The sequence below is a fragment of the Dactylosporangium sp. NPDC050588 genome (assembly GCF_040654975.1).
Classification (GTDB): Bacteria; Actinomycetota; Actinomycetes; order Mycobacteriales; family Micromonosporaceae; genus Dactylosporangium; species Dactylosporangium maewongense.
This window is the reverse complement of sequence record NZ_JBFAJA010000099.1, coordinates 23083-47627: the sequence shown is the minus strand read 5'-3', so window position 1 is coordinate 47627 and position 24545 is coordinate 23083. Positions and strand designations below refer to the sequence as shown.

The window sequence follows — 24545 nt, the reverse complement described above, 5'->3', positions numbered from 1 at the left end:
TCTGGCTGTCGGTCGTCGACAGGTTCCGGTAGGCGTTCTGCGCGGCGATGTTGTTGTTGATACGAAGACCCATGGTGATTCCTCCTTGATCCGGGTCGTACTGCCCGGGCCGTCCGTGGCCCGCACGGCTCTGACATCGGCGTCACCCGGATGGGCATAAGGCTTCGCCCGGACTTTTTTCGTCGCCGCGGCCCACGGATGGCAAGGTCATGCGCATGGGCATGTACGGGTACGTCGACGGGGTCCCCTTCTGGAAGCCGGGCACCAGCACGGCGCAGCTGTTCGCGGCGCAGGTGCGCGTCATGGAGCACCGGATCCAGCGCTCCAGCGGCATCCTCGGGCCCGAGAGCGACGAGCTGCACTTCGACCCGTTGAAGCTGCGGGAGTTCTTCGTGTTCCTGCTCAACGACTGGAACCGGCAGCACTCGCCGGCCGTGCGAGCGATGTCGCTCGGCACGTTGCAGGTCCTCGCGTCGCTCGACCAGCACCTCAACGGCCCACTGCGGGAACTCGGCGGCAACCCGGAGATCCGCGACGGCATGCACGTCGCGCTGCCGCCGAGCGGGCTCGAACCGGTCGCGTGGGGGCCACCGACCGCGCGCGAGCTGCCGCCGTCGGTCCGCTTCGAGCTCGCGGCGATCGTCTTGGATCTTGTACGGGGCTGGTACCAGACGATCGACGCCCGCACGGACGGCCTCGGCTGGCAGGGCGACCGGCTGCGGGAGATCGTCGACGGCTACCCGGTGCCCCTGCTGCTGCCGCCGCAGCGGATCCCACCGGACCTGATCAGCACCGATGAGGGGTACCGCAGAGTCAGCGTCATGTCGTTGTGGGACACGGTCTACGGGGTGTCGCGGCTGCGCCTGCAGGTGGTGCACGACGGACTGGGCCACCGGATCACCTGGCTCGGCTTCGGGGATCCGCCCCCGAGCGTTGCATGAGGTGTTTGAATGTGTCAATGCTTGACGTAACCTGATTGCTTTTGTTGGTATGGGTGCACTTCGATGCTAAGGAGTGCACCCGTGAGAAGACTCGCCTGGATCGCGGCCGCCACCGCGATCGCGGTCGCCGTGGCCACCCCCGCGGCCGCCGCCCCGCCACCGCCCGAAGGACCCAGCTGGCACCCCGGCATCCCACCCATCGCCACCCCGTGGACCGCCCAGGTCGGGCCCGCCAACGCCCTGCCGGAGTACCCGCGGCCGCAGCTCACCCGCAACCGCTGGCAGAACCTCAACGGCGTGTGGGAGTTCGCCCGGGCCACCGTCGACCAGGCCGTGCCGACCGGGCAGAGCCTGGGCGAGCGGGTGCTGGTGCCGTATCCGATCGAGTCGGCGCTGTCCGGGATCCAGAGGCACGAGGACCGGATGTGGTACCGGCGGACCTTCACCGTCCCGGCCGCCTGGGCGGGCCAGCGGCTGGTCCTGCACTTCGGCGCGGTCGACTACGACGCGAAGGTGTACGTCAACGGCACCCAGGTGGGCACGCACCGCGGCGGGTACGACGGCTTCGACCTCGACGTGACCGACGCGCTGGTCGGGACCGGCCCCCAGGAGCTGATCGTCTGGGCGGAGGACCTCACCGACGCAACCGGCCAGCCGATCGGCAAGCAGCGCCGGGTCAGCGACCGCGGCATCTTCTACCAGGGCAGCTCCGGCATCTGGCGGACGGTGTGGATGGAGCCCGTCCCGGCCGCGTCCATCACCTCCCTCTCGATGACGCCCTCCCTGGCGACCCAGAGCCTGGGCCTGACCGTGAACGGCACGCCCGGCCAGCAGTTCGAGGCGGTCGCCCGCAACGGCAGCAAGGTCGTCGGCCGGGTCACCGGCACCGTCGGCACGCCGGTCGCGGTGCCCGTGCCGAACCCGAAGCTCTGGTCGCCGGACAACCCGTTCCTGTACGACCTGCAGGTCCGGCTCACCTCCGGCGACACCGTCGGCTCCTACTTCGGCATGCGGCAGATCGGCACCCTGCGCGGCGCCGACGGCAAGCTGCGGATCGCGCTCAACGGCAAGATCCTGTTCAACCTCGCCAACCTCGACCAGGGCTTCTGGCCCGACGGGCTCAACACCGCACCCACCGACGCGGCGCTGAAGTTCGACCTGCAGCAGGACAAGGCGATGGGCTTCAACGCCGTGCGCAAGCACATCAAGGTCGAGCCCGACCGCTGGTACTACTGGGCCGACAAGCTCGGCCTGATGGTGTGGCAGGACATGCCGGCGGCCAACACCGGCCCCATCCCGGTGGAGTGGCGCGACCAGTTCGAGGCCGAGCTGCACGAGATGGTCCGCGAGCACCAGAGCTGGACGTCGATCGTGGCGTGGGTGCCCTTCAACGAGGGCTGGGGCGAGTGGGACCGCACCGCGACCGGCCGCATCGCCGACGACGTCAAGGCCCAGGACCCCTCGCGGCTCGTCAACGCGCACAGCGGCGTCAACTGCTGCAACTCCAAGGGCGACTCCGGCCGCGGCGACGTCATCGACTTCCACCAGTACCTCGGCCCGGCCTCCCCCGCGCCGAGCGGCGACCGCGTCTCGATCGACGGCGAGCACGGCGGCTTCGGCCTGAAGACGTCCAACCACATGTGGTTCGGCGACGGCGGCGCGTACGAGATGACGCCCGACAAGGCGACGCTCACCGCGAAGTACGTCGAGAACCAGAAGGCCGTCATCGCGTCGGCGAAGTCCTGCGGGATCAGCGCCTCGGTGTACACCCAGATCACCGACGTCGAAGGCGAGCTCAACGGCTTCTGGACCTACGACCGGCAGGTCGCGAAGATGGACCTCAAGCAGGTCAAGCAGATCAACCAGCAGATCATCGCCGCCGCCGACGGCTCACCGGGCAACGTGCCGCAGCCTCCGCCGGGCACGCCGGGCCTGACCGGCATCGCCTTCTACCCCCTCGACGGCTCCTTTGCGGATGCGGCGGGTTCCCACGACGCCACCGTGGTCGGCGGGGCGGCGTTCGTCGCGGGGCACACCGGCGACGGCGTCTCCTTCGACAACGGTTACCTCGACACCGGCGCCCCGCTGCTCAACACGGCGACCGACTACACCGCCGCCGCATGGGTCAAGCTCGACCGCGTCGACGGCGCCTTCCAGACCGTCGTCAGCCAGGACGGCCCGACGAACAGCGACTTCTTCCTGCAGTACTCCGGTGCCGACCAGCGCTTCGCGATGAGCTTCGTCGGCGTCCGCGCCCTGGCACCCACCAGGCCGAACCCGGGCCAGTGGTACCACCTCGCCGGCGTCCGCGACACCGTGAAGGGCGAGCTCCGCCTGTACGTCGACGGCCAGCTCGCCGGCACCGCCAGTGCCTGCCTCCCGCAGGCCGCCCCCACCGGCAACACCGTCATCGGCCGCGGCAAGTTCGGCGGGAACCCCGTCGACTTCCTCGACGGCACCGTCGACCAGGTCCACCTGTACGACCGTGCCCTGACCCCCGCCGAGATCCAGCAACTGTTCACCTCCGGCAACTGACGCCGGCGCCGGGGGCGGGGCTTCTCGTCCCGCTCCCGGTGTTGTTCCAGGTTGCTGAGGATGGCGCATCGCCCCTGCGTGCGACGTGGTTCGGTTAGCGTGGACGGGTGGGCTGGTGGCTGCTGCACGTCGACCTTGATCAGTTCATCGCGGCGGTGGAGATCCTTCGGCGGCCTTCGCTGAAAGGGCTGCCCGTCGTCGTCGGCGGCGACGGGAATCCGGAGCGGCCACGGCAGGTGGTGGCGACCGCGTCGTACGAGGCGCGCGCCCTCGGCGTCCGGTCCGGCATGCCGTTGAAGGCGGCGGCGAAGCGGTGCCCGTCGGCCGTGTTCCTGCCGTCCGACGTCGAGGCGTACCAGGCCGCATCGGTGCAGGTCATGGCGACATTGGCGCGCTTTCCTGTGCTGCTGCAGGTGTACGGCTGGGACGAGGCCTTCCTCGGCGCCGACACCGACGAGCCGATGGTGCTCGCGGCGGACGTACGGCAGGCGGTGCTGGACGAGACCGGGCTGAGCTGCGCGGTCGGCGTCGGCGACAACAAGCTCACCGCCAAGCACGCGGCACGGTTCGCCAAGCCCGGCGGCCTGTTCCAGCTCACAGGCGCGACGTGGCCCGACGTCATGGGCGCCCTTCCCGCGGCCGACCTGTGGGGCGTCGGCCCGAAGACCACGAAGCGGCTCACCGCCCTCGGCATCCACACCGTTCTTGACCTGGCCGGCGCGGAACCGGCCCTGCTCATCGAGCACTTCGGGCAGCGCAGCGGCACATGGCTCGCGGCGACGGCCGTCGGCACCGGCGACACCACCATCGACACGGAGCCCTGGATCGCCCGGTCACGCAGCCGCGAGACGACGTTCCTCACGGACGTCACCGACCCGGACGAACTCGCCGGCCACGTCTCCGCGCTCGCGACTGCACTGGGCGCCTCGGTCGTCGCCGACGGGCGGCAGGTCACACACGTGGCGGTGAAGGTCCGCTTCTCGTCCTTCTACACCCCCACCAAGGTCATGAAGCTGCGCGGCGGCCCGACCACCGACCTCGACGTGATCGCCGGGACCGCGCGGACCGTGCTGGCCAAGTTCTCCCTGCAGCGCCCGGTGCGCCTGCTCGGCGTCCGCCTGGACCTGGAGCTGCCGGATTAGAGGTCGCGGTAGTAGAAGTACATCGGCTCATCCGCCCCCGGCTCAACGTTGACGAACCCGTGCGCCTCGTAGAACCGCCGCGCGTCCGTGTCCGCCCCATCCACATTGATCTCCAACGCCTCCGCCCCACGCCCCTTCGCCACCGCACACGCGGCGCCCAGCATCGCGCGCCCGACCCCCTGGCCGCGCAGCCCCGGCCTGACATACAGCTCGTCAAGCAGGACGGCGGGCCCATCGGACCAGACATTGACCCGAAACGACAGCACGGCAACCCCGGCGGCCGGCTCCCCCGCCAGCAACACCACCAGCTCATCCCCCACCAGCAACCGCTCAAGCCGCCCGGCAAGCACCTCAACCCCAGGCGTAGCCGTGTCGAACTCCCGGTTGAACGCATCCAGCAACCCCGCCACAACCCCAGCATCCGCCGCCGCAGCCCGCCGCACCTCCCACATCCCCACCCCGCCCATCCTGCCGCCGTTCCCCACCCCCGCAACACATTTCGACGGCAATGCCTCCGGTCCGGCAACGGCTGCTACCAGCCGGGCCCGCAAGACGAAGACTCCCGGCAACGGCTGGTGCCCGCCCCGTTTCGCAAGCAATCGCCCCGTGCCGGCAACAACAGCCGCCCGCCCCGGTTCGACCGGGACACATCCAAGACCGAGCTGCTGCGCCCGCTGCCACCCCGTTCCGCAAGCAATCGCCCTGTGCCGGCAACAACAGCCGCCCGCCCCGGTTCGACCGGGACACATCCAAGACCGAGCTGCTGCGCCCGCTGCCACCCAGTTCCGCAAGCAATCGCCCCGTGCCGGCAACAACAGCCGCCCGCCCCGGTTCGACCGGGACACATCCAAGACCGAGCTGCTGCGCCCGCTGCCACCCAGTTCCGCAAGCAATCGCCCCGTGCCGGCAACAACAGCCGCCCCCCCGGTTCGACCGGGACACATCCAAGACCGAGCTGCTGCGCCCGCTGCCGCCTCGCACCTCGCAATGGCGATCGCCCCGCGCCGACAGCGACTGCCGCCCGCCCCGGTTCACAAAGCGATCACCCCGTTTCGGCAACGACAGCTGCCCGCCCGGCTCGCCAGGCGTTGGCTCCCGGTCCGGCAACGACTGCTGCCGGACCGGTTCGCCGAAGAGCGGGTCAGGCGGCGACGGTGCAGACCGTGCCGTTGAGGCGGAAGGCGGACGGGAGAACGTTGGGTCCGTTGTACGCGCCGACGAACCCGGTGCTGGTGGCCCCACCGCCGGCGGCGAGGGCGCCGTTCGTGTCGATGTTGGTGACCTTCACGTCGCGGCCGGTCTGGGTCCAGTTGCCGTTCCAGCTGCCGCTGACGCTCTGCCAGGCGGTGGGCCAGGTGAAGGTCAGCGTCCAGCCGTTGATCGGGCTCGGGCCGGTGTTGGTGATGTCGATGTTGCCGACGTAGCCGTTGCCCCAGTCGTTGACGTCGGTGAAGCGGACGGTGCAGGCGCTCGTCGCCGGGCTCGTCGTCGTGAACGTCAGCGGCGGCGAGGACCAGGAGACCTTGCCCGCGGTGTCGCGGGTGACCACGTTGACGGTGTACCGGGTGCCGGGGTTCAGGTTGTACACCGGCAGCGACGTGCCGGACGTCTCGCCGAGCTGCTCGCTGATGGCGCCGTTCTGACGGTACACCTCGTACTTGGCGATCGGGCTGCTGCCCGCGGGCGCCGCCGGCCACGCGATGGTCGCGGTGTTCGCGCCGATGGCGGTCGTCGTGGGCTGGCCGGGTGCCTTCGGCGCGCCGGTCGTGGGCGACGACGGGTGGAGCACGAGCAGCGTCAGCGAGTACGGCGCGATGGTCTGCGCCGCCGCCGTGCCCGCCGTCGCGGTCGACGGGGCGCTGTCACCGTTGCGGAACGTGGTGACCGTCGGCGCGCCCGACGCGGCGGACCAGCCGGAGTACTTGAGGCTGACGGACCGCGCGTTGTCGGGGTCCTTGTTGATGAGCAGGACGGCGAGGTCCCCGTTGGACCGGCGGGCGGCGTGCGCGGCCACGAGCGGGTCCCCGGTGGCGGCGCGGACGAGCTGGTCGCCCGGGCGGACGAACGACTTCATGACGCTCAGTGCGTGATACGGCGCGAACGGCGTGTTCATCGCCGGCTCGCACACGGTGCCGCCGGTCTGGCAACCGCCGCTGGACAGCAGGCCGAAGTCGCCGTAGTCGGTCTGCCCGGCGACGGTAGAGACGGTGCCGATGCCGTTGTGCACGTTCCACCACTGGACGGTGAAGACCCCGTTGGCGAGAAGGCTGGTGTACGCATCGGCGAGGAACAGCGCTCCCGGCTGCGTGTTCAGACCGACGCCCACGTTCAGCTCGGTGAAGCTGACCTTGATGCGGCCGGCGCCGGTACCCGCGTAGCGGGCGATCTGCTGCCGCGTCAGGTACATGATGTCGTCGATCTGCTCGGTCTTGGTCAGGGACTCCGCGGCGGTGCCGCCGCCCGGATACCAGTGCAGGTCCACGAAGTCGATCGACGGCCCGGCGACGGACAGCACGACCTGGTTCCACGTGCCGGCGTCGCCCGAGCCGACCAGCCCGTCGGGCCAGTTGCCCGGTGTGGTCAGCACCGCGCCGATCTTGATGGTCGGGTCGACGGCCTTCATCGCCGCGGCGAACGCGACCACGCCCTCCGCATACGCCCGCGGGCTCTTGTCGGCGTGGTTGTCCGCCTCCCACGCGGAGCCGTAGTGGCCGTTGCCGTAGTTCTCGTTGCCGATCGTCCAGTACTTCGCGCCGTAACCCTTGGTCACGTTGGCGTAGCGGACCCAGTCGGCGGCTTCCTCGGCAGTACCCGTGCCGTAGTTCGCGATGATCATCGGCTGGGCGTTGATGCGGCGGACCGAGCCCATGAACGTGTCGAAGTCGGTGTTCGGCGCCACGTAACCGCCGGGCGCGGTGTGGTCGCGCCAGTGGTAGATGTCGGCATACGAGCCGCCCGGATACCGCAGCATCTGCACGCCGGCGGCGCCGAGCAGGTCGGACACCGCGGTGGTGCCGAGCTCGGCGTCCCAGATCGCGTCGTTGACGCCCAGAGCGGTGTCGGGGACGGTCGCCAGGCCGGCCTTGGCGTTGACGGTGACGGTGGTTGCGACGGGGTCGGCGGCCATGGCGGCCCCCGGAACGGCGACCGCTGGAACGGCCGCGAGCAGCAGCGCCGCGCCCATCACGGCGCCGCGGCGAATTCCGATCTTCATGACGGTCCAATCGGAGAGCATGGATGGAAGCGCTCCCATGCTGGGGATGCCCCGGGACCATGTCAAGCGCTTCGACAGCGCTGACCTCGTGACCATGGCCGTGTCCTACTCGGTCCGCGAACGTTCCACGGACGCCAGGTAGTCCGCCACCACCCATTGCTCGTTGTGCTCCGCCCAGCCCCGTGCCGTGGCGTGGAACGACGGATCTGTCCGCCCCGGGTCGGCGCCCAGCTCGACCAGCGCCCGCACCGTGTCGAGGTGCCCGTGGTACGCCGCCTCGTGCAGCGCCAACGTGCCCCTGAACTCGAACCCCAGCTCCGCCATCAGCCGCACCGCGCCCGTCCTGCCGAGCTTCGCCGCGGCGACGAGATGGTGCGGCTTCGCCGCGATCGCCAGCTCCGCCGTCCGCCGGTCACTGGTCGCGGCCGCGTCACCGCGCATGCAGGCGCCCAGAAACCGCAGCACCGGGTCTCCGTCGCCCCCGAACAGCTCCGCCACGTCGGCATTGCCGTACAACACGGCCGTCGAGAACGCGTCGAGCCCCTGGAACACGGGATGCCCGGTGCCCAGACCCCGCGGATCGGCGCCGTGCCGCACCAGGAGGCGCGCGCGCTCGACCGCCCCGTGCTGCGCCGCCTTGATCAGCTCGTCCTGCAGCAGCTGCGCAGGCGTGGGGTGGGTCGGCCCGAGCCGCCGGTGCCACACCCCGCCGTCACCGCGCCCGAGCCCGTGCCGCAACAGCACGGGAAGGTGCGAGTCATCGTCTTGATGGAGGCCGCGGTTGTACAGCGTCTGACTGTCATTCGCGTCGGCTCCCGCCTCGAGCAGCAGTTCCGCCAGCGCCGGCCCGTCCCGGTGCGCGGGCTGACCGCCCTCACCACCGCCGAACACCCCCGCCAGCACCGTGAACGGCGACGTCAACCCGTCCCACAGGAACCCCGCAGCCGGGTCGGCGCCGCGCTCCAGCAGCAGCCGCGCGACCTCCACTGTGGAGTGCCCCGCCGCCGTGCTGTCGACGCGCGAATACGCCAGATACAGCAGCGGCTCCCACCTGTGCGGGCCGCCCTGCCGATCCGCCGCGCCGGGATCGGCGTCGAGGATCCGCCGCGCCGCCGCGACGTCCCCGACCGCCGCGGCGGTGTAGATGGAGTGCCCGGCCAGCTCGGGCCGCTCGTCGAGCATCTGCCGCGCCCGCGCCCACCGCCGCGGGTCGTCGCCACCGTAGGTAAGGCAGGCGAGCACCAAGAACTCGTCCGCCGCGCCGGCGGGCCTCTGCTGGTGCGGCGATCGGGCGAACTTGCCGATCACGTCCAGCGTCGCCCGCAGCGCCGGCCAGCTTGCGAACCCGTAGGACCGCGCGACCACCAGCTGCGCGTCGGCCCGTTTGACGGTCGCGGGCTGCACGTCGCGGTGCCTGGGATGGAACTCCCGCAACAGCTCCAGCGCCTGCGGATCGCCGTCACGCACGCGCCGCTGGAGCGCCTTGGCCTGGTTGCGGAGCTGCTCGACGTCGGGTTGATCGGGAAGACGACGGGTCGGCACGACTGCCTCCTTGTCCGTGCGCCTGGTGCCCGCAAACTCAGGCCGGAAAGGAGGTGATGCCGGCACTGCCTCGATCTACCAGGTGGGCTTCGCCCTTCGCGCGGACTGCTGGCGCCCCGAGCGCCGACCCCAAGGTTAGACGACTTCACCCGCCGCGGTCACCCGCGACGCCGCAATGCAACTCTCGGTGTTGGGTTCGGTGGCGTTGGGTGACAGTTGGCGACGCCGCTGGACGCGGGATCGTGCGACCCCGACGATGGAGTGCAGCGCCTACCGGGGGGAGGCAGCCCATGCGATCCGCTTTGCCAGCAACAGATTCCACCTCGTCGGCGCCGTTCGGCTCGGACGAGTGGATGGCAGCTCGCCGCGCCGCGCAGGCCGCAGCCTTCGACCGGCGGTGCGAGGAGAGGCGGCGGGTGAGGGCGGAGTTCGCCGAGGTCCGCACGCACGGGCTGGCGGCCCGCCACGCAGCGAAGCTGACGAGGCTCCGCAACGCTCGCATCCTGGCAACGGCGGCACCGTCGACCGCCACGGCACTGTGCGGCGGACGCGTCGCCGGCGGCGGCCACCTGGGTCACGGTGAGCCGGTCGACGATCCAGCGCCCGCCAGCGCACCGCCTTCGCCAGGACCGCTCACACCTGAACCGCTCACGCCTGAACCGCTCACGCCTGAACCGCTCACGCCTGAACCGCTCACGCCTGAACCGCTCGCGCCCGAACCGCTCGCGCCCGAACCGCTCGCGCCCGAACCGCTTATGGCTGAAGCGCCCACGGCTGGACTGCCGACCAGGCCCTCGCCCGCTACCGAGAGCTCGACAGTCGCTGAGAGACAGGCGAGTGGGCGCGCTTCGACGTGGGGCTGTCGGGCGCTCTGTCGACCCGCGCGACGACCCGTCCCGTGGGGGTGCGCGTCGGCGGCACCCATTGGGCAGGTGCTGCGGGTTCGGCGTCGGAGGCCGGCCGGGCGTGCTCCACCTTGGACGGTTGGTGAGGGTGTCGGCAGTATTTAGGAACGTTCGTTCTTGACTGATCGTTCCTTTACTCGTACCGTCTGAGGGGTGGGGCGACCGAGAGGCTTTGACGAAGAGGTGGTGACGCGGGCGGCGGTGCGGCTGTTCGCGGGACGCGCCTACGACGGGTTGTCCGTGGATGACCTGGTCAATGGGTTGGGAGTGCATCGGAACAGCCTGTACAAGACGTTCGGCAGCAAGCGGGGGCTCTATCTGACCGCGTTGCGGTGGTATCTCGAGCACGAGTTTGAGCCGGCGCTCGCGGCCATCGAGAAGTCGGCTCCGGAGGACGGCGGCCGGGATGCCTCGCTCGTCGAGGGGGGCGTGCTGGATCTGTTGCTGCTGGCGGCCGTTGAGCAGGCGCCGGGTGATCCCGAGGTCGCCGGGTTGATCAGGGGTGCGCTCGCTCGGCTGGATGACGCCGTTGGAGTGGAGCGGGCCACGGAGCTGTTGGGGCTGCGGCTGCGGGCGCGGACCGGGCAAAGAAGCTAAGGAGTGATGGGGATGGCGACGGTCAGTATCGATTCGGGGAACCTCGTTGTGGAGATGGAAGGGCTGGACAAGCTCTGGGCGCTCAAGAGCAGGCTGGAGATTCCGCTGGCGAACGTGCGGGGGGCCACGGCGGACCCGGGAATGGTGCGGCAGCCGAAAGGGATCAGGACGGCTGGGTCGCACATCCCGAATGTGATCACGGCGGGGACGTTTCGCCTTGACGGGGAGAGGGTGTTCTGGGATGTGCGGGACGCGGAGAAGGCCATTGTCGTGGAGCTCGCCGACGAGCGGTATGCGCGGCTGGTGATCCAGGTCGACGATCCGCGCAGTGCCGTTGACCTCATCGAACGGTCCGTGAAGCGGTGAACGAAGCACTGAGGAAACGGGCGGTTAGGGCTGTGGCGATGGGGTAGTCGGCGGATCGGCACACGACTGAACGACAACCGCACGGGGCGACCGATGACAGTGAAGAAAACGCTGACCTACGCCGCTTGGGCATTCATCATCTACTTCATCGCGTTCCGGCCGCAGGCGGCGGCGAGCGTCGCCCAAGGGCTCCTGGGGCTGATCGGTGCGCTGGGCAAGGGGTTCGGGGACTTCTTCAGCAAACTGGTGACCTGAGCTACGGATAGGGTCGGTGAATGGCGTACCGGTTGCAGCGGCGGCTCGTCGACGAGTTCGCAGCGTGGGAATCGACAGGCGAGGCCGAGCGGGACCGGATCGCGGTGTTGTTGCGGGTGCGGGCCGAGCGGCTGGAGCGGCCCGACCCGACCCGGTGGCGCAGTGGGGACGTGCACGAGCTGCTCATGAACGCCGTCGTGCCACGGCAGGTCGACGCGTGGGGGCTGACCGAGCACGGGGTCGGCACGGTGCGGGAGTTCCTGCGGTTCCTCGACGCCACGGACCGGCTGCACCCGGCGAGCGCCAAGCCCGCCGCGCTGCTCAAGGAGGTGGACCGGCTCACGGCGAAGTTCCCGGCCGCGATGGCCGACACGAGCCGGTGGGAGCTGGAGAAGCGGATCTTCACCGCGATGCTCCAGGACGGCGTCAGGCCCGACGGGGACCCGGCGGAGATCGACGCGTGGGCGGCGGAGTTCAGCGCGCGGGAGCCGGAGGAGCGCCGGGAGGTGCTCGGGCGGCTGATGGAGGAGCGCGAGGGGTACGCGACCGGCCACGTCATCATCGACGGCGGCACCGTCACGATGAGCACCCGGCCTCCGCAGCGGACGAAGACGACCCCGCCGGACCAGCCGAACGGGCCAGCGAAGCCAGGCGAACCAGCGAAGCCAAGCGAACCGACGAAGGCAAGAGAACCAGCGAAGCCGAGCGAATCAGCGAAGGCAAGCGAACCAGCGAAGGCAAGCGAACCAGCGAAGGCAAGCGAACCAGCGAAGGCAAGCGAACCAGCGAAGGCAAGCGAACCGGACCAGACGAACGAACCGCAGCAGACGGACGCGCCGGCAAAGGCGGACGCGCCGGCAAAGACAGAACACCAGAAGCGGAAACAGCAGAAGGTCGAGGAGCCGCTGCACGAGCAGGTCAGGGAGAGCGCGCTGCTGCGGGACCTCGCCGCGCTCGCCGGCTGGGTCGGGGGCGACGGCCGGGCGCTCGACGACCGGGGTGAGCTGCGCAAGGCCGACCGGCCCGCGCTGCTCGCGGCGCTCGGCCACCGGAGCACGGCCGAGCCGATCCTGACGCCGCTGTGGCTGATCGCGATCGAGTTCGACGTCGTCCAGCTGCGCCGCACCAGGGTCGTCCGCGGACCGGGGGCGGCCCTGGTCGACGACGTCCTGGCCGGGAAGACACAGCCGCAGGAAGCGCTCGACCTGTGGGTGGACCTCGCCGACGCGCTCATCCACCCGATCACCCCGCTGCACTCGGAGAAGGGCACCGCGCAGCTGCGCCAGTGGGTCGACCCGTGGACCCCGCTGTTCCTCGACCTGCTGGCCGTACAACAGGGAAAGGCCGAGCTGGTGGAACTGACCGACCGGCTGATCGACGAGCACGAGAGCCGCCTTCCGGCCAGGGATCCCGACCTGTTCGCCGGCATCGCCGCCACCGCCATCCGCAACACCCTCGCGTCCCTCGCCCGCCACGGCGCCGTCGCGGTCGCCGGGTTCGCGGATGACTCGGAAGCGGCCGCCGAGGCCGCCGCCATGTGGGGCACCGCGCCGTGGGCGGTGCATCCGGAGCCCGGCGTCACCGTCGAGCTGACGGACCTGGGAAGGTGCCTGCTGTCGTTAAACTCGGCCGCGGCAGGGCCGTAGCGCAGAGGTGGTCGCGTCCGTCTCATAGTCGGAAGGACGCCGGTTCGAATCCGGTCGGCACTGCCTTGAACAGGAAAGGCGGGCTTGGACTGGAAAGGCGGGCCGTGGTGCTGGGGTGGATGGTCGAGCGGGCGACCGAGCGGCGGCTCGCCGGCGACTGGCGCGGCGCGTGCCAGACCGCGGGCGTCGACGTCGACGTGGACCTGCCCGCGATCGGCAACGCCCACGGCACAGAGGTCGCCGGGCGGATCGAGGACGACCTGCGCCACCTCGTGCCCGACCTGCTGCGCTGGCACCTGCCGCAACGCCCCGGCGACGGCCTGCTGCGCCCCGGGCTCTGCCTGCCCCTGGCGGTGTTCCCCGACGCGTACGCGCTGGTCGCGAGGCCGCCGGGAAACCTCGACGAGCCGCAGCGGATCCGGCTGACGTTCGAGCGCCTCGACGCCACCGCGCCCGGCAAGCGCGACCATTCGCTGCTGCTGCTCCGCGACCGCTGGGATTCCCGGTGTACGAAGGAACTCCTGGCACGCTGCGGCGGCACGACCCACCTGCCGTTCTTCACCGACACCGGCGAGCGTAGGACGACACAGCCGGAAACCGTTGCCGAGCAGGCGATGCGGCTGGACGACGAGGGCCGGCACGCCGAGGCGTGGGCGGCGGCCGGGTTCGAGCTCGAGGTCCTGCTGTTCGACCCGAGGTGGGGCCGGGAGCGCATCGACCCGGCGGCGTTCGCACCCGGCCGCACCGACGACGAACTGCGCAACAGCAGGCAGGCCGTCATCGAGCAGTCGCTCACCCGGCTGCGGCCGGTGCACACGACGCTGCCCGAGGCGGCCCGCCGCGTGGCCCAATACGTGACAAACCTGCGCGATGCGACACCCCCGGCGAAGCCCAAGAGACAAGAAGGACCCAAATACTGGGGTCCCCAAGGAGAACCGCCGCGCCCCGACCCGATGCCGACCGACGTCGACGAGCACTGCGGCCTCGTCCGGATCGACCGCCCCGGCCGCTGCCTCGTCCTGGACCGCCTCGACACGCCGCGCCCCCGGGCCCGGCTGGTCGCCGCTGTGCCGTACGGGCAGGCCGACGACGACCGGAAGCGCACGGAGATCGCCGAGTTCGGCCTGGAGCTGGCCCGCGTGCCGCGGCTGCCGTCCGTGCTGTCCCGCCGCCCGGACGAGCTGACCGGGATGCTGCGCGGGTCGCTGCGCCCCGACCAGCTGCATCCGCTGGTGCACGAGGCGTTGTTCCCGGCCGGTACGACGCCCGCACCACCAACGGTCCGCATCAAGGACCGTGTGCGGATCTACTGCACCGGGACGACCCACGAGGTGGTGCTGCGCGACGGCGCCATCCACATCCAGGACTCGCCGGCCGAGATCCAGCGCGAGCGGGCGATGCGCGCGTTCGGCGGCCCGGTCCGCGGCTGCGTCGCCGCCCAGGAGGGCTGGCGGGACCCGGCGGTGCGGATGCCGAGCCAGATGCGCGGCCTGCGCCGCGACCTCCTGCGGCTCGTCCACCTCGGCGACGGCCCAGCGGTGGCGGCCGCCCTGGACGCCGGCATCGACCCGCACGTCCGCGACGAGCGGGGCCGCACGCTGCTGCACCTGCTGCCGTGGCTGTTCGACGCCGACCTGGCGATCCTGCCCCGGCTGCTGACCGCCGGCCTGGACGTCGACGCCCGCGACGTGAACGGCGAGACGCCCCTGCACCCGGCCGTCACCTACGGCAGCCCGGCGTTGGTGCGGGCGCTGCTCGACGCGGGCGCCGACCCGAAGGCCCGCTCGGAGCGGCCCTTCCAGCGCATGGCCATCTGGACCGGCCGCCGTGACCTCGAGTTCCTGCGCCACCTGTGATGGCCGGCGTGAGCATCGTGATCCTCGTCGACGACCTGCGGTCCTTCGTGGACGGCCGGGCGGCCGAGGTCGCCCGGACCAGCGCGGCGGGCGTCGAGGCGCTGCGCCGGCACCGGGAGGCGCGGATCGACGAGCTGTGGCTGGATCACGACCTCGGCGGCGACGACACGATCTGGCCGGTGGTGGAGGTCCTGGAGATGGCGGCGTTCGAGGGCAGGCCGTTCGACATCGGGGTCGTCCTCGTCCACTCCGCCAACCCGCCGGGCGTGGCGAAGATGCTGCAGGCCCTGCGCCGGTGGGGGTACGAGGTCCGGCCCGCCACGGGATCACCCCAGGTCGCGTACCTCGGGGAGTGAGGGCACCAGCGGGAAGGCGTACTCGAACTCGGGGCCGGCCGACAGGGTCACCTCGACGCCGGTGCGCTTGAAGCCGGCCTTCTCGTAGAGCGCCTGGGCGCGGGCGTTGGACTCGTGCACGTAGAGGCGGACCCGGTCGACGGGCTGGGTCCGGGACCAGGCGACCGCCGCGTCGAACAGGGCGAGGGCCAGGCCGGTGCCGCGCGCCTCGGGGCGCACGAAGACGCCGACGACGTGCGTCTGGGCGAACGGCGCGGTCTGGCCGCAGAAATCCTCGACGCCGGCGGGCTCGACCAGGACGGTGACCGAGCCGAGCCAGCGGCCCTCGGGAGACTCACCGATGAACTGGCGGACCGTCTCACCGAGCGCCGCATCGGCCGCACGCCCCTGCCAGAAGTCGTCCGGCCGGTCGACGGCCTGCTCGTACGTCTCCAGGAACGCGATCGGCGCGACCGGATCCTGCAGAGCGGCGAGCCGGAACTCCTTCGCCAGCGGCCAGTCGGACGCCTGCACGGGTCTGATGGTGAACGACATCGGCCCATCCTCGCACCGCGGAATCAGCGCCGGCAGCCGGTTTTCGCGCCGGCGCGACACACCACGCCGGCGCGACACCACGCCATCGCGACACACCACGCCGGCGCGCCACAGAGCGCCCGCGCGAAACAGAGCGCCCGCGCGAAACGTCATGCGGGCGTGAACCGGACCGCCGAGGCGCGGGCGAACGTGGTGCCGGCGGTCAGGACGACCTTCCCCAAAGCGCCCTGGACGAACGACCACGTGCCCAGCGTGTACCAGGCGCCGCCGACGCTGACCTGATTCACCGTCAGCGGGGCCGTCCCGCCGGCGTGGGTGACCTGGTACGCGGCCGCGGTCGTGCTGCTGCTGCTCGCCGGCACCCACACCTCGACCCGGTACGTGCCGGCGGCCCGCAGCGTCGGCGCCCAGGTGGCGGTGGAGCCGGCGGTGTTGCTGTACCGGCTCGGGGTGCCGTCCACGCCCGGCAGGCTGCTCGCCAGCCAGGTGCCGGTCTCGCGGTAGCGGACGTTGCCGGCGCAGTCGGCGGCCGTGTCGAGGGGCGTGACCGTCACCTGCCGCGGCCCCGGCGTGCCGGGCACGACGTAGCCGGCTGACGCGGCGCTGACGCCGCCCTCCCCGATGGCCGTGACCCGGTAGGCGACGCCGGCGACCGCGGACGCGGCCCCCACGACCAGCGACGCGGCCGAGGTGACGACCGTGGTGGGCAGCGATCCGCAGTCGGTGGCGGCGACGAGGTAGCCGGCGGCGCCGGGCACCGGGGACCACACGAGCGTCGTCACACCCCCGCTGGTCGAGCTGCCGAGCCCGGTCGGCGTGGCCGGCGCACCCGCCGGGAGCACCGGGACCGTCCGGGTGGCCACGGTGACCGGATCCGACCAGCCACCGCTCGTACCGCAGCGGACAACGACACTCTGAGCAGCGTCGGCGACCAGGCCGGCGACGGTCAGCAGCTCCACCGCCGAGGACTCCACGACGCGCGTCACGGTCCGCCCGCCGCCGGTGGCGGTCACCTCGTAGCGCTCCGCGAACGGGTCGGGGGTGATCCGCACCGCGACCCGGTCGTCCGCGGCGAGCGCGCCGTGGGCCGCGAAGCCCTCGGACGGCGAGACGTATGCGCTCCACACGGTGTTGTCGCCTTTGACGCGTACCGCGGAGCCGCTGGTCACGATGCGGACCGAGCCCTTGAGCGCGGTGGTGAACGCCGGGCCGCCCTGCACCTCCACCTGGTGGTCGGCCGCCCCGGGCGCGACGATGAAGCCGAGCACGAGCCCGCCGTCGACCGGCACCACGTCCTGGACCTTCGGCGGCAGCGCGAGGGTGCCGCCGGGCGTGACGGTGACCGGCGCGGACGCGGCCGACGTGCCGGCGCCGTTGAACGCGACCACCCGCACCTGCGCCGCGACCCCGTTGGCCAGCGTCACGTCGGCGAACCCGTTGATGGTGTCGGCGCTGGTGGCGCCGGTCGAGGCGAGCACCCGGTAGCCGTCGGCGTTGGCGACCCGGTCGAAGACGACGCGGACGGCGCCGTTCGCGGCCTGCACGGAGCTGATGGTCGGCGCCGCCGGCACCCGGACGTCCGATGTGGACACCGCGACCTCGTGGCCGGAGGGCGCGAGCAGCGTCAGCCGCTGCCGCACGGCGGTGCCGGGGTCGGTCCACCGGACGGCCCGCTGCAGCGTGGGGCTCCCGGGCGCGACGTCGGGCAGCGGCAGCAGCCGCCCGTCGATCACGGTGCCGGCCGCGTCGGTGACCTGCCAGGCGAGCCGGTGCCCGCGCAGGATCCGGGCGGGACCATCCTTGACCGACAGCGACAACACGGTCAGCCCGCCGGAAGAGAGAAGGCCCAGCCCCACAAGGGCGTTCGTCGCCTGCAACTGCGCGTAGGCCCGCTTCCGCTGGCCCCACACGTTCTGGATCCCCCAGCCGCGCACCTGGTCCGGGGACGAGCCGCCGTAGCCGCTGCGGTAGTCGTTGAAGGTCCAGTGCGAGCTGCCCACCACCCACGGCCTGGACGGATAAGCGAGGGCCGCCGCGTCGCTGGTCGTGCGGAAGTCGACGTCCTCGCGGCTGGTGGGGAACGTGAAGCTGTCCGAGCTGTACTCCGACACGAAGATGGGCTTGTCGGGGTAGAGGCCGTGCACGTGGTCGACGTTGCCGGCGAAGTTCCCGTACATGTTGAGGCACGCGAAGTCCGTGTACTGCAACGCTTCCGCGCCGGGCGTGGCGGCGCCCGCGTAGGTGTTGCTGACGTACGTGCACAGGCGGGTGCTGTCCAATGTGGACTTGATGTAGGCGATCATCTCGCGGACGAACGTCATGCCCTCCGCGCTGGTGCCGCGGATCTCGTTCGCCACCGACCAGGCGATGACCGACGGGTGGTTGTAGTCGCGGCGGATCATGTCGCGCAGCTCGGCGCGGGTGACCTCGTCGGCGGGGTCGAGGTTGGCGCCGGTGCCCCAGACGGGGATCTCCTCGATGAGCAGCATGCCGATCTCGTCGGCGTAGTCGAGCAGCTCCGGCGTCTGCGGCACGTGGTGGATGCGCATCAGGCCGGCCCCGGCCGCCTTCATCCGGTCGAGGTCGCGCCGCACCAGGTAGGTCGGCTCGGTCGCGCCGGCGACCCGGTCGTCGCCGACCCGGTTGTAGCCGTTGAGCCGGACCGGTTCGCCGTTGAGCAGCAGCGCCGTGCCACGGACCTCGACCTTGCGGAAGCCGAAGCGGTCCGACTTCACGTGCAGCGCGGTCACGCCGTCCAGGACGGTGGTTTCGCAGGTGTACAGGGTGGGCCGGTCCAGCCCCCACAGCGCGTACCCGCCGGATGGGACGCTGCTGGAAAGCCTCGCCTCGGCGGTGCCCCGAGCGGGCACGGTGATCGTCGTCGCCGGGGTGCCCCACGGGAACGCGCTGCGCACGGTGACGGTCTTCGCGGTCGCGCCGGCGTTGGACACCGTCACCCAGTTGACGACCGCCCCCGTGCCGGTCGTCAGGTCCGGGGTGGCGATGACGTGCTGCCGCTCGATCCGCACGGCGGCGTCGACGGTGAGCGACACCGACCTGCTGATCCCGCCCCACGGCCACCAGGCGCCGATGCTGTAGGTGTTGCTCGCCGCCACCACGACGGTGTTGGTGGCGGCGAGCCGGCTCGTGACGTCGAACTCGAACGGCGTGTAGCCGCCGGTGTGTTCGCCGAGGTAGGCGCCGTTGAACCAGACCCTGGCCCGGTGGTAGACGGCCTCGAACCGCAGCCGGACGACCTGCCCGGCGCTGATCGCGGGCGACGGGACGGTGCGCCGGTGCCAGCCCCAGCCGCGGTAGCCGGCCCACGCGTCGTGGACGTCCCAGTTGCCGGGGATGCGCAGAGTCGCCCAGCCGGAGTCGTCGAAGCCGGGCGTGGCCCAGCCGGACGCCTCGCCGATGCCGCCGGGGTCGGTCGCGAAGCGCCAGTCCCCGTCGAGCGGGACCACGGCCGAGCCGGCGGCCTGCGCCGGACTGTCCAGGCCAACGGGAAGGGCAACGGGCAGGGCAACGGGCAGGAAGGCTCCGGCGGTGCCGGCACCGATGAGTTTGAGGACGTCGCGCCGATGCGGGGTCACACGGGCCTCCGAAGATGGGAGCTGCCTGCCGGAATCGGCTGCGGGCGGATCCGATTCGGGAAGCGGCTTGCAGTAGACGCGAAGCTAATGCACCCTCAGCAAGACGTCAACCACTGGACGGCCCAGACCGCGAAGAGTGCCCCTTCGATGGGCCGGCGCCGCCAGGCGGCCGCCGCCACGGTCGAGACGGCGAGCAGCTGCAGGGCGAGCCAGGCGAGGGGCTGGCCGAGGACGACCGGGCCGGCCACCTTGCCCGCGACGACGAGCAGGAAGAACAGGTAGGCGAGGGTGCCGGCGACGGTGGCCGCGACGAGCCCGGCCGGCAGCCACGCCCCGCGCCTGACCACGCCCGCGACCAGCGCGCCCAGCAGCAGCGCCGCGGTCGCCAGCCGCGCCCAGGTCGTGTCCCACCAGCCGCGCGGCGCGCTGTCGACGATCGCCGCCTCCGCGGGGAACGCGACGCCCGGCGCCTCGATGGATGGGTCGGCGATCCAGGCGGCCTCGAAGTCCCCGTAGCCGGCCGGGAGGAGCGGCAGGCGATCGAAGCCGTCGTCCTCGGTGCGGTGCAGGTCGTGGTTGGTGCCGGCGACGACCCGGACGGTGTGGTGCGGGTTGCCGCCGCGGTCGAGCGCCCCGCCGATGAGCCGGCTGCTGAGCGACGGCACGGCGTCGCGGTCGAGCTCGCCCCACTGCGTGAGGACCGGCTGGCGGACCCGCTCCCAGTGCGGCACCGGGTCGAAGCCGGCCTCGGCGAAGAGCCCGAAGTCGATCGTCGCGCGCACCACGCTGGTCTGCATGAGCCGGGGCAGCGGGCCGCGGACGCCGGCGTGGCGCAGGTACTGCCCGTATGCCCACGCCGTCTCCTCCGCCGGTGTCATGCCGACCGCGCCGACGGTGATGACGAACGTGACGTCGGTCGAGCGGTTCGCGGCGATCGGGGCGACGAACGCGCCCTCCGACAGCCCCCACAGCCCGGTCTTCTCGGGATCGACGTCCGGCCGGGCACGCAGCAGGCGCAGCCCGGCGAGCGCGTCGTCGGCCAGCACCGAGTAGTCGCGGTGCACCAGGGAGTACCCGGTGCTGCGCTTGTCGTAGGTGAGCGTCACGATGCCGTGCCGCGCGTACGCCTCGGCCTCGGCGCGCAGGTAGCCGCGGCCCCGGCTGCCGGCGCCCTCCAGCAGCACGACGGCCGGTTTCCTGGCATCCCCTCCGGTGGGCGCGAGCACGGTGCCGTGCAGCGTGACGCCGCCGTTGCCGGTGAACGTCACCTCGGTCGCCGTCAATCCCTCGGGTGCGGCCTGTGCCGGCGTTCCCACGGTCAGGGGCGCCGCCACCAGCACCGCCGCCGCGATCGCCATCATGATCCTTCGCATGCCGCTCAGCCTGGCCGTCGCGGGGCAGGCCGGCCCAGGGCGGCGACACCCCGATGCATTCAGGTGTCCGCACCCTGTCCGGCCCGCCCCGGCGCCGCCTACCGTCGGTGCCGTGAACCGCTTTCGTGATCGGTTGGCCGAGCTGCGCCGGCTCGCGGTGGGCGCGGCCGTCGGACTGCCGGCCCCGGTGCTGCTGGTTTCGTTTGCGGCGTCTGTACCGGCGAGCCTCGCCGCCGGAGCGGGAGTGCTCCTGTTCGCGGCCGCGCTGTGGGCCTGCCGCAGGCTGGCGGGCGTGCAGCGCCGAGCCGCGGCGGTGCCCGCCCCGTACGTGCCGATCACCGGTCGGCCGCTGGCCCGGCTGCGGACCGTGGTGCGTGACCCGGCGACGTGGCGGGACCTGCTGTGGCTGCCGTGCCAGTTCGTGGCCGGCGTCGGCGGCTTCGTGATCGCCGTCGCGCTGTGGCTCGCCGCCGTCCAGTGCGTGACCGCGCCCGCGCTGCGCGCCCTGCTGCCGTCGCCGACGGGCTACGACCCGGCGGTGCTGGAGTGGACCGGCCGCTCGGGACCGCTGACCTGGATCCTGGTGCCGGTCGGCGCCGGCCTCACGGTCGTCGCGGTGTGGCTGCCGCGCCACCTGATCCGGGCCCAGTCGGCGCTGGCCCGGGCGCTGCTCGCGCCCACGTCCGCGGCCCGGCTGGCGGCCCGCGTCGACCGGCTCACCACGACCAGGGCGGCCGCCGTCGACGCGTCCGCCGCCGAGCTGCGCCGCATCGAACGCGACCTGCACGACGGCGCCCAGGCGCGGCTGGTCCTGCTCGCCATGCACCTCGGCGTCGCGTCGGACGTCATCGACGACGACCCGGCGGTGGCGAAGGCCCTGCTGGCCGAGGCCCGGACCGGCGCGGGCGCCGCGCTCACCGAGCTGCGCGGCCTGGTCCGCGGCATCCACCCGCCCGTCCTCGCCGACCGCGGCCTGGCCGCCGCCGTGCACGCGCTCGTGCTGGGCAGCGCGGTCACCGTACAGCTGGATCTGCGGCTGGCGCGGCGGCTGGCGGCACCCGTCGAGGCCGCCGCCTACTTCGCCACCGCCGAGGCGCTGGGCAACGCGATCCGGCACAGCGGTGCCGGCGAGATCCGGATCGCGCTCGTGGACGCGGGCGACGCGGTGCACATCACGGTGCGCGACAACGGCGTCGGCGGCGCCGACCCGTCCCGGGGCACCGGCCTGCTCGGCATCCGGCGCCGCCTGTCCGCGTTCGACGGCACCCTGCACGTCACCAGCCCGTCGGGCGGCCCGACCGTGCTGGAGATGTCCCTGCCGTGCGAGTCTTGACCGTGCGCGTCGTGATCGTCGAGGACCAGGTGTTGCTGCGGGACGGGCTGACCCGGATGCTGACCGCGTACGGGTTCGACGTCACCGCCACCGACCCCGACGGCGCGGGCCTCGCCGACCGGATCGTCGCCGCCGCCCCGGACGTCGCGGTGGTGGACGTCCGCCTGCCGCCGACGTTCACCGACGAGGGCCTGCGCGCCGCCGTCGCCGCCCGCCGCGCGGTGCCCGGCCTGCCGGTGCTCGTCCTGTCCCAGTACGTCGAGCGCCTCTACGCCCGCGACCTTCTCGCCGACCGCTCCGGTGCCGTCGGCTACCTGCTGAAGGACCGGGTCGCGGAGGTCCGCGAGTTCGTCGATGCCGTCCGCCGCGTCGCCGCCGGCGGCACGGTCATGGACCCGGAGGTCGTCGCGCAGCTGATCCACCAGCCGTCCGCGCTCGACGGCCTCACCGGCCGCGAGGCCGAGGTCCTCCGCCTCATGGCCGAGGGCCACTCCAACGCCGCCATCGCCGCCCGCCTCGTCATCGCGGAGAAGTCGGTCAACAACCTGATCAACTCCCTCTTCGCGAAGCTCGGCCTCCCCCCGTCCGGCGACCACCACCGCCGCGTCCTGGCCGTCCTCAGCTACCTCGACCACCGCTGACCCTCTTGAGCAGGCTGCATAATGCTCGGCATGGTGAAGTTCCGGGGTGCGACGCCGAATGATGTGCCGGCGCTGGTGGAGTTGGTGCAGCGCGCGTACCGCGGGGACAGCAGCCGCGAAGGCTGGACGACCGAGGCGGACCTCCTCGAAGGCCAGCGGGCCGACCCGGAGATGGTCGCGGAGGCGATCGGCACCAGCTTCGTCCTGGTGGCGGAGGACGAGCGGGGCGTCGTCGGGTGCTGCCAGCTGGAGCGACGCGACGGGTACGTCTACTTCGGCATGTTCGCCGTCGACCCCCGGCAGCAGGGCAACGGGCTCGGCCGGGCGGTCCTCGAGGAGGCCGAGCGGCGGTCCCGGGACGAGTGGAGCGCCGGCGAGCTGCGGATGACGGTGATCGTCCAGCGGGACGACCTCATCGCCTGGTACGAGCGGCGCGGCTTCGCCAGGACCGGCGAGCTGTCGCCGTTCCCCTACGGCGACGAACGCTTCGGCCGCCCGCTGCGCGACGACCTGCAGTTCGAGACCCTGACGAAGAAGCTGGGCTGAGCGCCGCGGCGCCGGCCGGCGCCAAGCGGCTAGGTCAGGCGGATCCCGCGGCCGAGGTACGCCTCGGCGATCAGGGTCGTCCACTGGTAGACGGCGTCCTCGTTGGGGGCGAGCGGCCCCGGCACGAAGTGCGGGGAGGCCAGGCCGCGCTGGACGGACTCGCACGCGGCCCAGTCCTGCCGGTTCGTCAGGTCCCAGAAGTCGACGGCGTACGCCGTCTCGGTGAACCCCTCCGGGAAGAACCAGCTGCACTCGATCGTCGTCAGCCCCGGCTCGACGGGCGTCAGCCGGTGCGTCATCACGTAGTCCGGATGCGCCGACACCAGCAGGTTGGGGAAGAGCCCCACGTACAGCACCGTGCGGCGCGGCGCGTCGGGGATGAAGTGCCCGGGCCCGCTGCCGTCGAACGACATGGTGGTCGCGTGCGGCCGCAGGTCCATCGAGCCCCCGACCCACGCCCCCGGCAAGGCCCAGTTGTCGCCTGACGTGGGCGGCGACACCTTGCACAGCTCGGGGTGGATCAGCGGGCAGTGGTAGCACTCGTGATAGTTGTCGATCATCACCTTCCAGTTGGCGGCCACCCGGTATTCGTGCCTGGCTCCCAGTCGGAGTTTGCCCATCCCGTACGGACGCAGCAACCGCTCCAGGTCCCCCAGGTGCTCGACGAACGGCTCCGCGCGGGCGCCCGCGTTGACGAACAGCCACCCCTCCCACTCGGCGGCGGGCAGCTCGATCAGCCCGAGCTCGCCGGCGTCGACCGCCCCCATCCCGGGCGCGGTCGCGAGTTTCCCGTCGAGGCGGAACGCCCACCCGTGATACGGGCACACGGCCGACGGCCGCCCGTTCGACGCCCCGTCCGGCAGCAGCTCGTGCGCCCGGTGCCGGCACACGTTGGCGAACGCCCGGACGCCCCCGGCCGGGAAGGTCAGCAGCACCCCGACGTCGCCGACGGTGACCGCCCGCTGCGTGCACCCTTCCCGCAGCTCGTCGACGCGCCCCACGCACGTCCACGCGTCCGCGAACAGGTGCCGCCGCTCCCACGCCAGCACCGCGGGGTCGGTGTACGCCGCCGCGGGCAACATCCGCGACGACCCGAACGGCAACAACGCGGCCTCAACGGCCCCCCGCTCCACCGGCGCTTCCATCCCTCCATCATGACCCGCCCGC

The 24545-nt window shown here is 72.1% G+C and carries 19 protein-coding genes and 1 tRNA gene; 13 read left to right on the top strand and 7 right to left on the bottom strand.

Annotation, left to right across the window (positions count from 1 at the left end; all coding sequences use genetic code 11):
- Positions 1-215 precede the first annotated feature (215 nt).
- The 3 genes from AB0I21_RS47965 (at position 216) to AB0I21_RS47955 (ending at position 4618) form a co-directional block, all read left to right on the top strand.
- A complete protein-coding gene (locus tag AB0I21_RS47965) occupies positions 216-941 on the top strand; it encodes a DUF6086 family protein (protein WP_344514832.1) in 726 nt (241 codons plus the stop codon).
- Between the two features lie 81 nt (positions 942-1022).
- Positions 1023-3476, top strand: a complete 2454-nt coding sequence (locus AB0I21_RS47960) for a LamG-like jellyroll fold domain-containing protein (protein ID WP_360571246.1) — start codon at positions 1023-1025, stop codon at positions 3474-3476.
- Positions 3477-3583: 107 nt separating this feature from the next.
- Complete coding sequence (locus AB0I21_RS47955; protein ID WP_360571244.1) at positions 3584-4618, top strand: DNA polymerase IV; 1035 nt, start codon at positions 3584-3586, stop codon at positions 4616-4618.
- On the opposite strand, the gene AB0I21_RS47950 is transcribed toward AB0I21_RS47955, so the two are convergent.
- The 3 genes from AB0I21_RS47950 to AB0I21_RS47940 form a co-directional block, all read right to left on the bottom strand.
- Positions 4615-5028 (bottom strand): GNAT family N-acetyltransferase, encoded by a 414-nt coding sequence (locus AB0I21_RS47950; protein ID WP_360571242.1) that lies wholly within the window; start codon positions 5026-5028, stop codon positions 4615-4617. The genes AB0I21_RS47955 and AB0I21_RS47950 overlap by 4 nt on opposite strands.
- Before the next feature lie 731 nt (positions 5029-5759).
- Complete coding sequence (locus AB0I21_RS47945) at positions 5760-7832, bottom strand: cellulose binding domain-containing protein (protein WP_360571240.1); 2073 nt, start codon at positions 7830-7832, stop codon at positions 5760-5762.
- A gap of 105 nt (positions 7833-7937) precedes the next feature.
- A complete protein-coding gene (locus AB0I21_RS47940; protein WP_360571238.1) occupies positions 7938-9374 on the bottom strand; it encodes an ankyrin repeat domain-containing protein in 1437 nt (478 codons plus the stop codon).
- 1058 nt (positions 9375-10432) lie between these two features.
- Between AB0I21_RS47940 and AB0I21_RS47935 the strand changes: the two genes are divergently transcribed.
- The 7 genes from AB0I21_RS47935 (at position 10433) to AB0I21_RS47905 (ending at position 15355) form a co-directional block, all read left to right on the top strand.
- Positions 10433-10876, top strand: a complete 444-nt coding sequence (locus AB0I21_RS47935; RefSeq protein WP_360571236.1) for a helix-turn-helix domain-containing protein — start codon at positions 10433-10435, stop codon at positions 10874-10876.
- 12 nt (positions 10877-10888) lie between these two features.
- Entirely contained in the window at positions 10889-11242 is a 354-nt protein-coding gene (locus tag AB0I21_RS47930; protein ID WP_360571234.1) for a hypothetical protein, read from the top strand.
- Positions 11243-11335: 93 nt separating this feature from the next.
- Positions 11336-11497, top strand: coding sequence for a hypothetical protein (locus AB0I21_RS47925; protein ID WP_360571232.1), 162 nt, complete (start codon positions 11336-11338; stop codon positions 11495-11497).
- Positions 11498-11517: 20 nt separating this feature from the next.
- A complete protein-coding gene (locus tag AB0I21_RS47920) occupies positions 11518-13143 on the top strand; it encodes a hypothetical protein (RefSeq protein ID WP_360571230.1) in 1626 nt (541 codons plus the stop codon).
- Positions 13134-13206: transfer RNA gene (locus AB0I21_RS47915), tRNA-Met, on the top strand. Before AB0I21_RS47920 ends, AB0I21_RS47915 begins: the two co-directional genes overlap by 10 nt.
- Positions 13207-13250: 44 nt before the next feature.
- Entirely contained in the window at positions 13251-14999 is a 1749-nt protein-coding gene (locus tag AB0I21_RS47910) for an ankyrin repeat domain-containing protein (RefSeq protein WP_360571228.1), read from the top strand.
- On the top strand, positions 14999-15355 hold the full coding sequence (locus tag AB0I21_RS47905) for a cyclic-phosphate processing receiver domain-containing protein (RefSeq protein WP_360571226.1): 357 nt from the start codon (positions 14999-15001) through the stop codon (positions 15353-15355). Before AB0I21_RS47910 ends, AB0I21_RS47905 begins: the two co-directional genes overlap by 1 nt.
- On the opposite strand, the gene AB0I21_RS47900 is transcribed toward AB0I21_RS47905, so the two are convergent.
- The 3 genes from AB0I21_RS47900 to AB0I21_RS47890 all read right to left on the bottom strand — a co-directional run bounded on the left by AB0I21_RS47900 (position 15326) and on the right by AB0I21_RS47890 (position 20858).
- The gene (locus AB0I21_RS47900; protein WP_360571224.1) at positions 15326-15889 is read right to left on the bottom strand and encodes a GNAT family N-acetyltransferase; all 564 of its coding nucleotides are present in this window, start codon (positions 15887-15889) and stop codon (positions 15326-15328) included. The two genes, AB0I21_RS47905 and AB0I21_RS47900, sit on opposite strands and share 30 nt — an antisense overlap.
- Positions 15890-16038: 149 nt before the next feature.
- Complete coding sequence (locus AB0I21_RS47895; RefSeq protein ID WP_360571222.1) at positions 16039-19485, bottom strand: glycoside hydrolase family 2 TIM barrel-domain containing protein; 3447 nt, start codon at positions 19483-19485, stop codon at positions 16039-16041.
- 95 nt (positions 19486-19580) lie between these two features.
- The gene (locus AB0I21_RS47890; RefSeq protein WP_360571220.1) at positions 19581-20858 is read right to left on the bottom strand and encodes a hypothetical protein; all 1278 of its coding nucleotides are present in this window, start codon (positions 20856-20858) and stop codon (positions 19581-19583) included.
- Positions 20859-20970: 112 nt separating this feature from the next.
- Here AB0I21_RS47890 and AB0I21_RS47885 point away from each other — a divergent pair, with 112 nt between their 5' ends.
- From AB0I21_RS47885 to AB0I21_RS47875, 3 genes are read left to right on the top strand one after another with little or no spacing between them, the layout of a single operon-like run.
- The gene (locus AB0I21_RS47885) at positions 20971-22191 is read left to right on the top strand and encodes a sensor domain-containing protein (protein ID WP_360571218.1); all 1221 of its coding nucleotides are present in this window, start codon (positions 20971-20973) and stop codon (positions 22189-22191) included.
- 2 nt (positions 22192-22193) lie between these two features.
- Positions 22194-22832 (top strand): response regulator transcription factor, encoded by a 639-nt coding sequence (locus AB0I21_RS47880; RefSeq protein ID WP_360571248.1) that lies wholly within the window; start codon positions 22194-22196, stop codon positions 22830-22832.
- A 30-nt stretch (positions 22833-22862) separates the two neighbouring features.
- Positions 22863-23378 carry an N-acetyltransferase gene (locus AB0I21_RS47875; protein WP_360571216.1) on the top strand — a complete coding sequence of 172 codons (516 nt, stop codon included), beginning with the start codon at positions 22863-22865 and terminating at the stop codon, positions 23376-23378.
- Between the two features lie 29 nt (positions 23379-23407).
- On the opposite strand, the gene AB0I21_RS47870 is transcribed toward AB0I21_RS47875, so the two are convergent.
- Positions 23408-24523, bottom strand: coding sequence for an aromatic ring-hydroxylating dioxygenase subunit alpha (locus AB0I21_RS47870; protein ID WP_360571214.1), 1116 nt, complete (start codon positions 24521-24523; stop codon positions 23408-23410).
- Positions 24524-24545: the final 22 nt, after the last annotated feature.

What these genes read in the sequence shown, in the direction of transcription:
- AB0I21_RS47870 (WP_360571214.1), bottom strand. Translation starts at nt 24,523, where the DNA reads ATGGAAGCGCCGGTGGAGCGGGGGGCCGTTGAGGCCGCGTTGTTGCCG.
- AB0I21_RS47965 (WP_344514832.1), top strand. Translation starts at nt 216, where the DNA reads ATGGGCATGTACGGGTACGTCGACGGGGTCCCCTTCTGGAAGCCGGGC.
- AB0I21_RS47875 (WP_360571216.1), top strand. Translation starts at nt 22,863, where the DNA reads ATGGTGAAGTTCCGGGGTGCGACGCCGAATGATGTGCCGGCGCTGGTG.
- AB0I21_RS47890 (WP_360571220.1), bottom strand. Translation starts at nt 20,858, where the DNA reads ATGCGAAGGATCATGATGGCGATCGCGGCGGCGGTGCTGGTGGCGGCG.
- AB0I21_RS47945 (WP_360571240.1), bottom strand. Translation starts at nt 7,832, where the DNA reads ATGAAGATCGGAATTCGCCGCGGCGCCGTGATGGGCGCGGCGCTGCTG.
- AB0I21_RS47905 (WP_360571226.1), top strand. Translation starts at nt 14,999, where the DNA reads ATGGCCGGCGTGAGCATCGTGATCCTCGTCGACGACCTGCGGTCCTTC.
- AB0I21_RS47930 (WP_360571234.1), top strand. Translation starts at nt 10,889, where the DNA reads ATGGCGACGGTCAGTATCGATTCGGGGAACCTCGTTGTGGAGATGGAA.
- AB0I21_RS47900 (WP_360571224.1), bottom strand. Translation starts at nt 15,889, where the DNA reads ATGTCGTTCACCATCAGACCCGTGCAGGCGTCCGACTGGCCGCTGGCG.
- AB0I21_RS47925 (WP_360571232.1), top strand. Translation starts at nt 11,336, where the DNA reads ATGACAGTGAAGAAAACGCTGACCTACGCCGCTTGGGCATTCATCATC.
- AB0I21_RS47920 (WP_360571230.1), top strand. Translation starts at nt 11,518, where the DNA reads ATGGCGTACCGGTTGCAGCGGCGGCTCGTCGACGAGTTCGCAGCGTGG.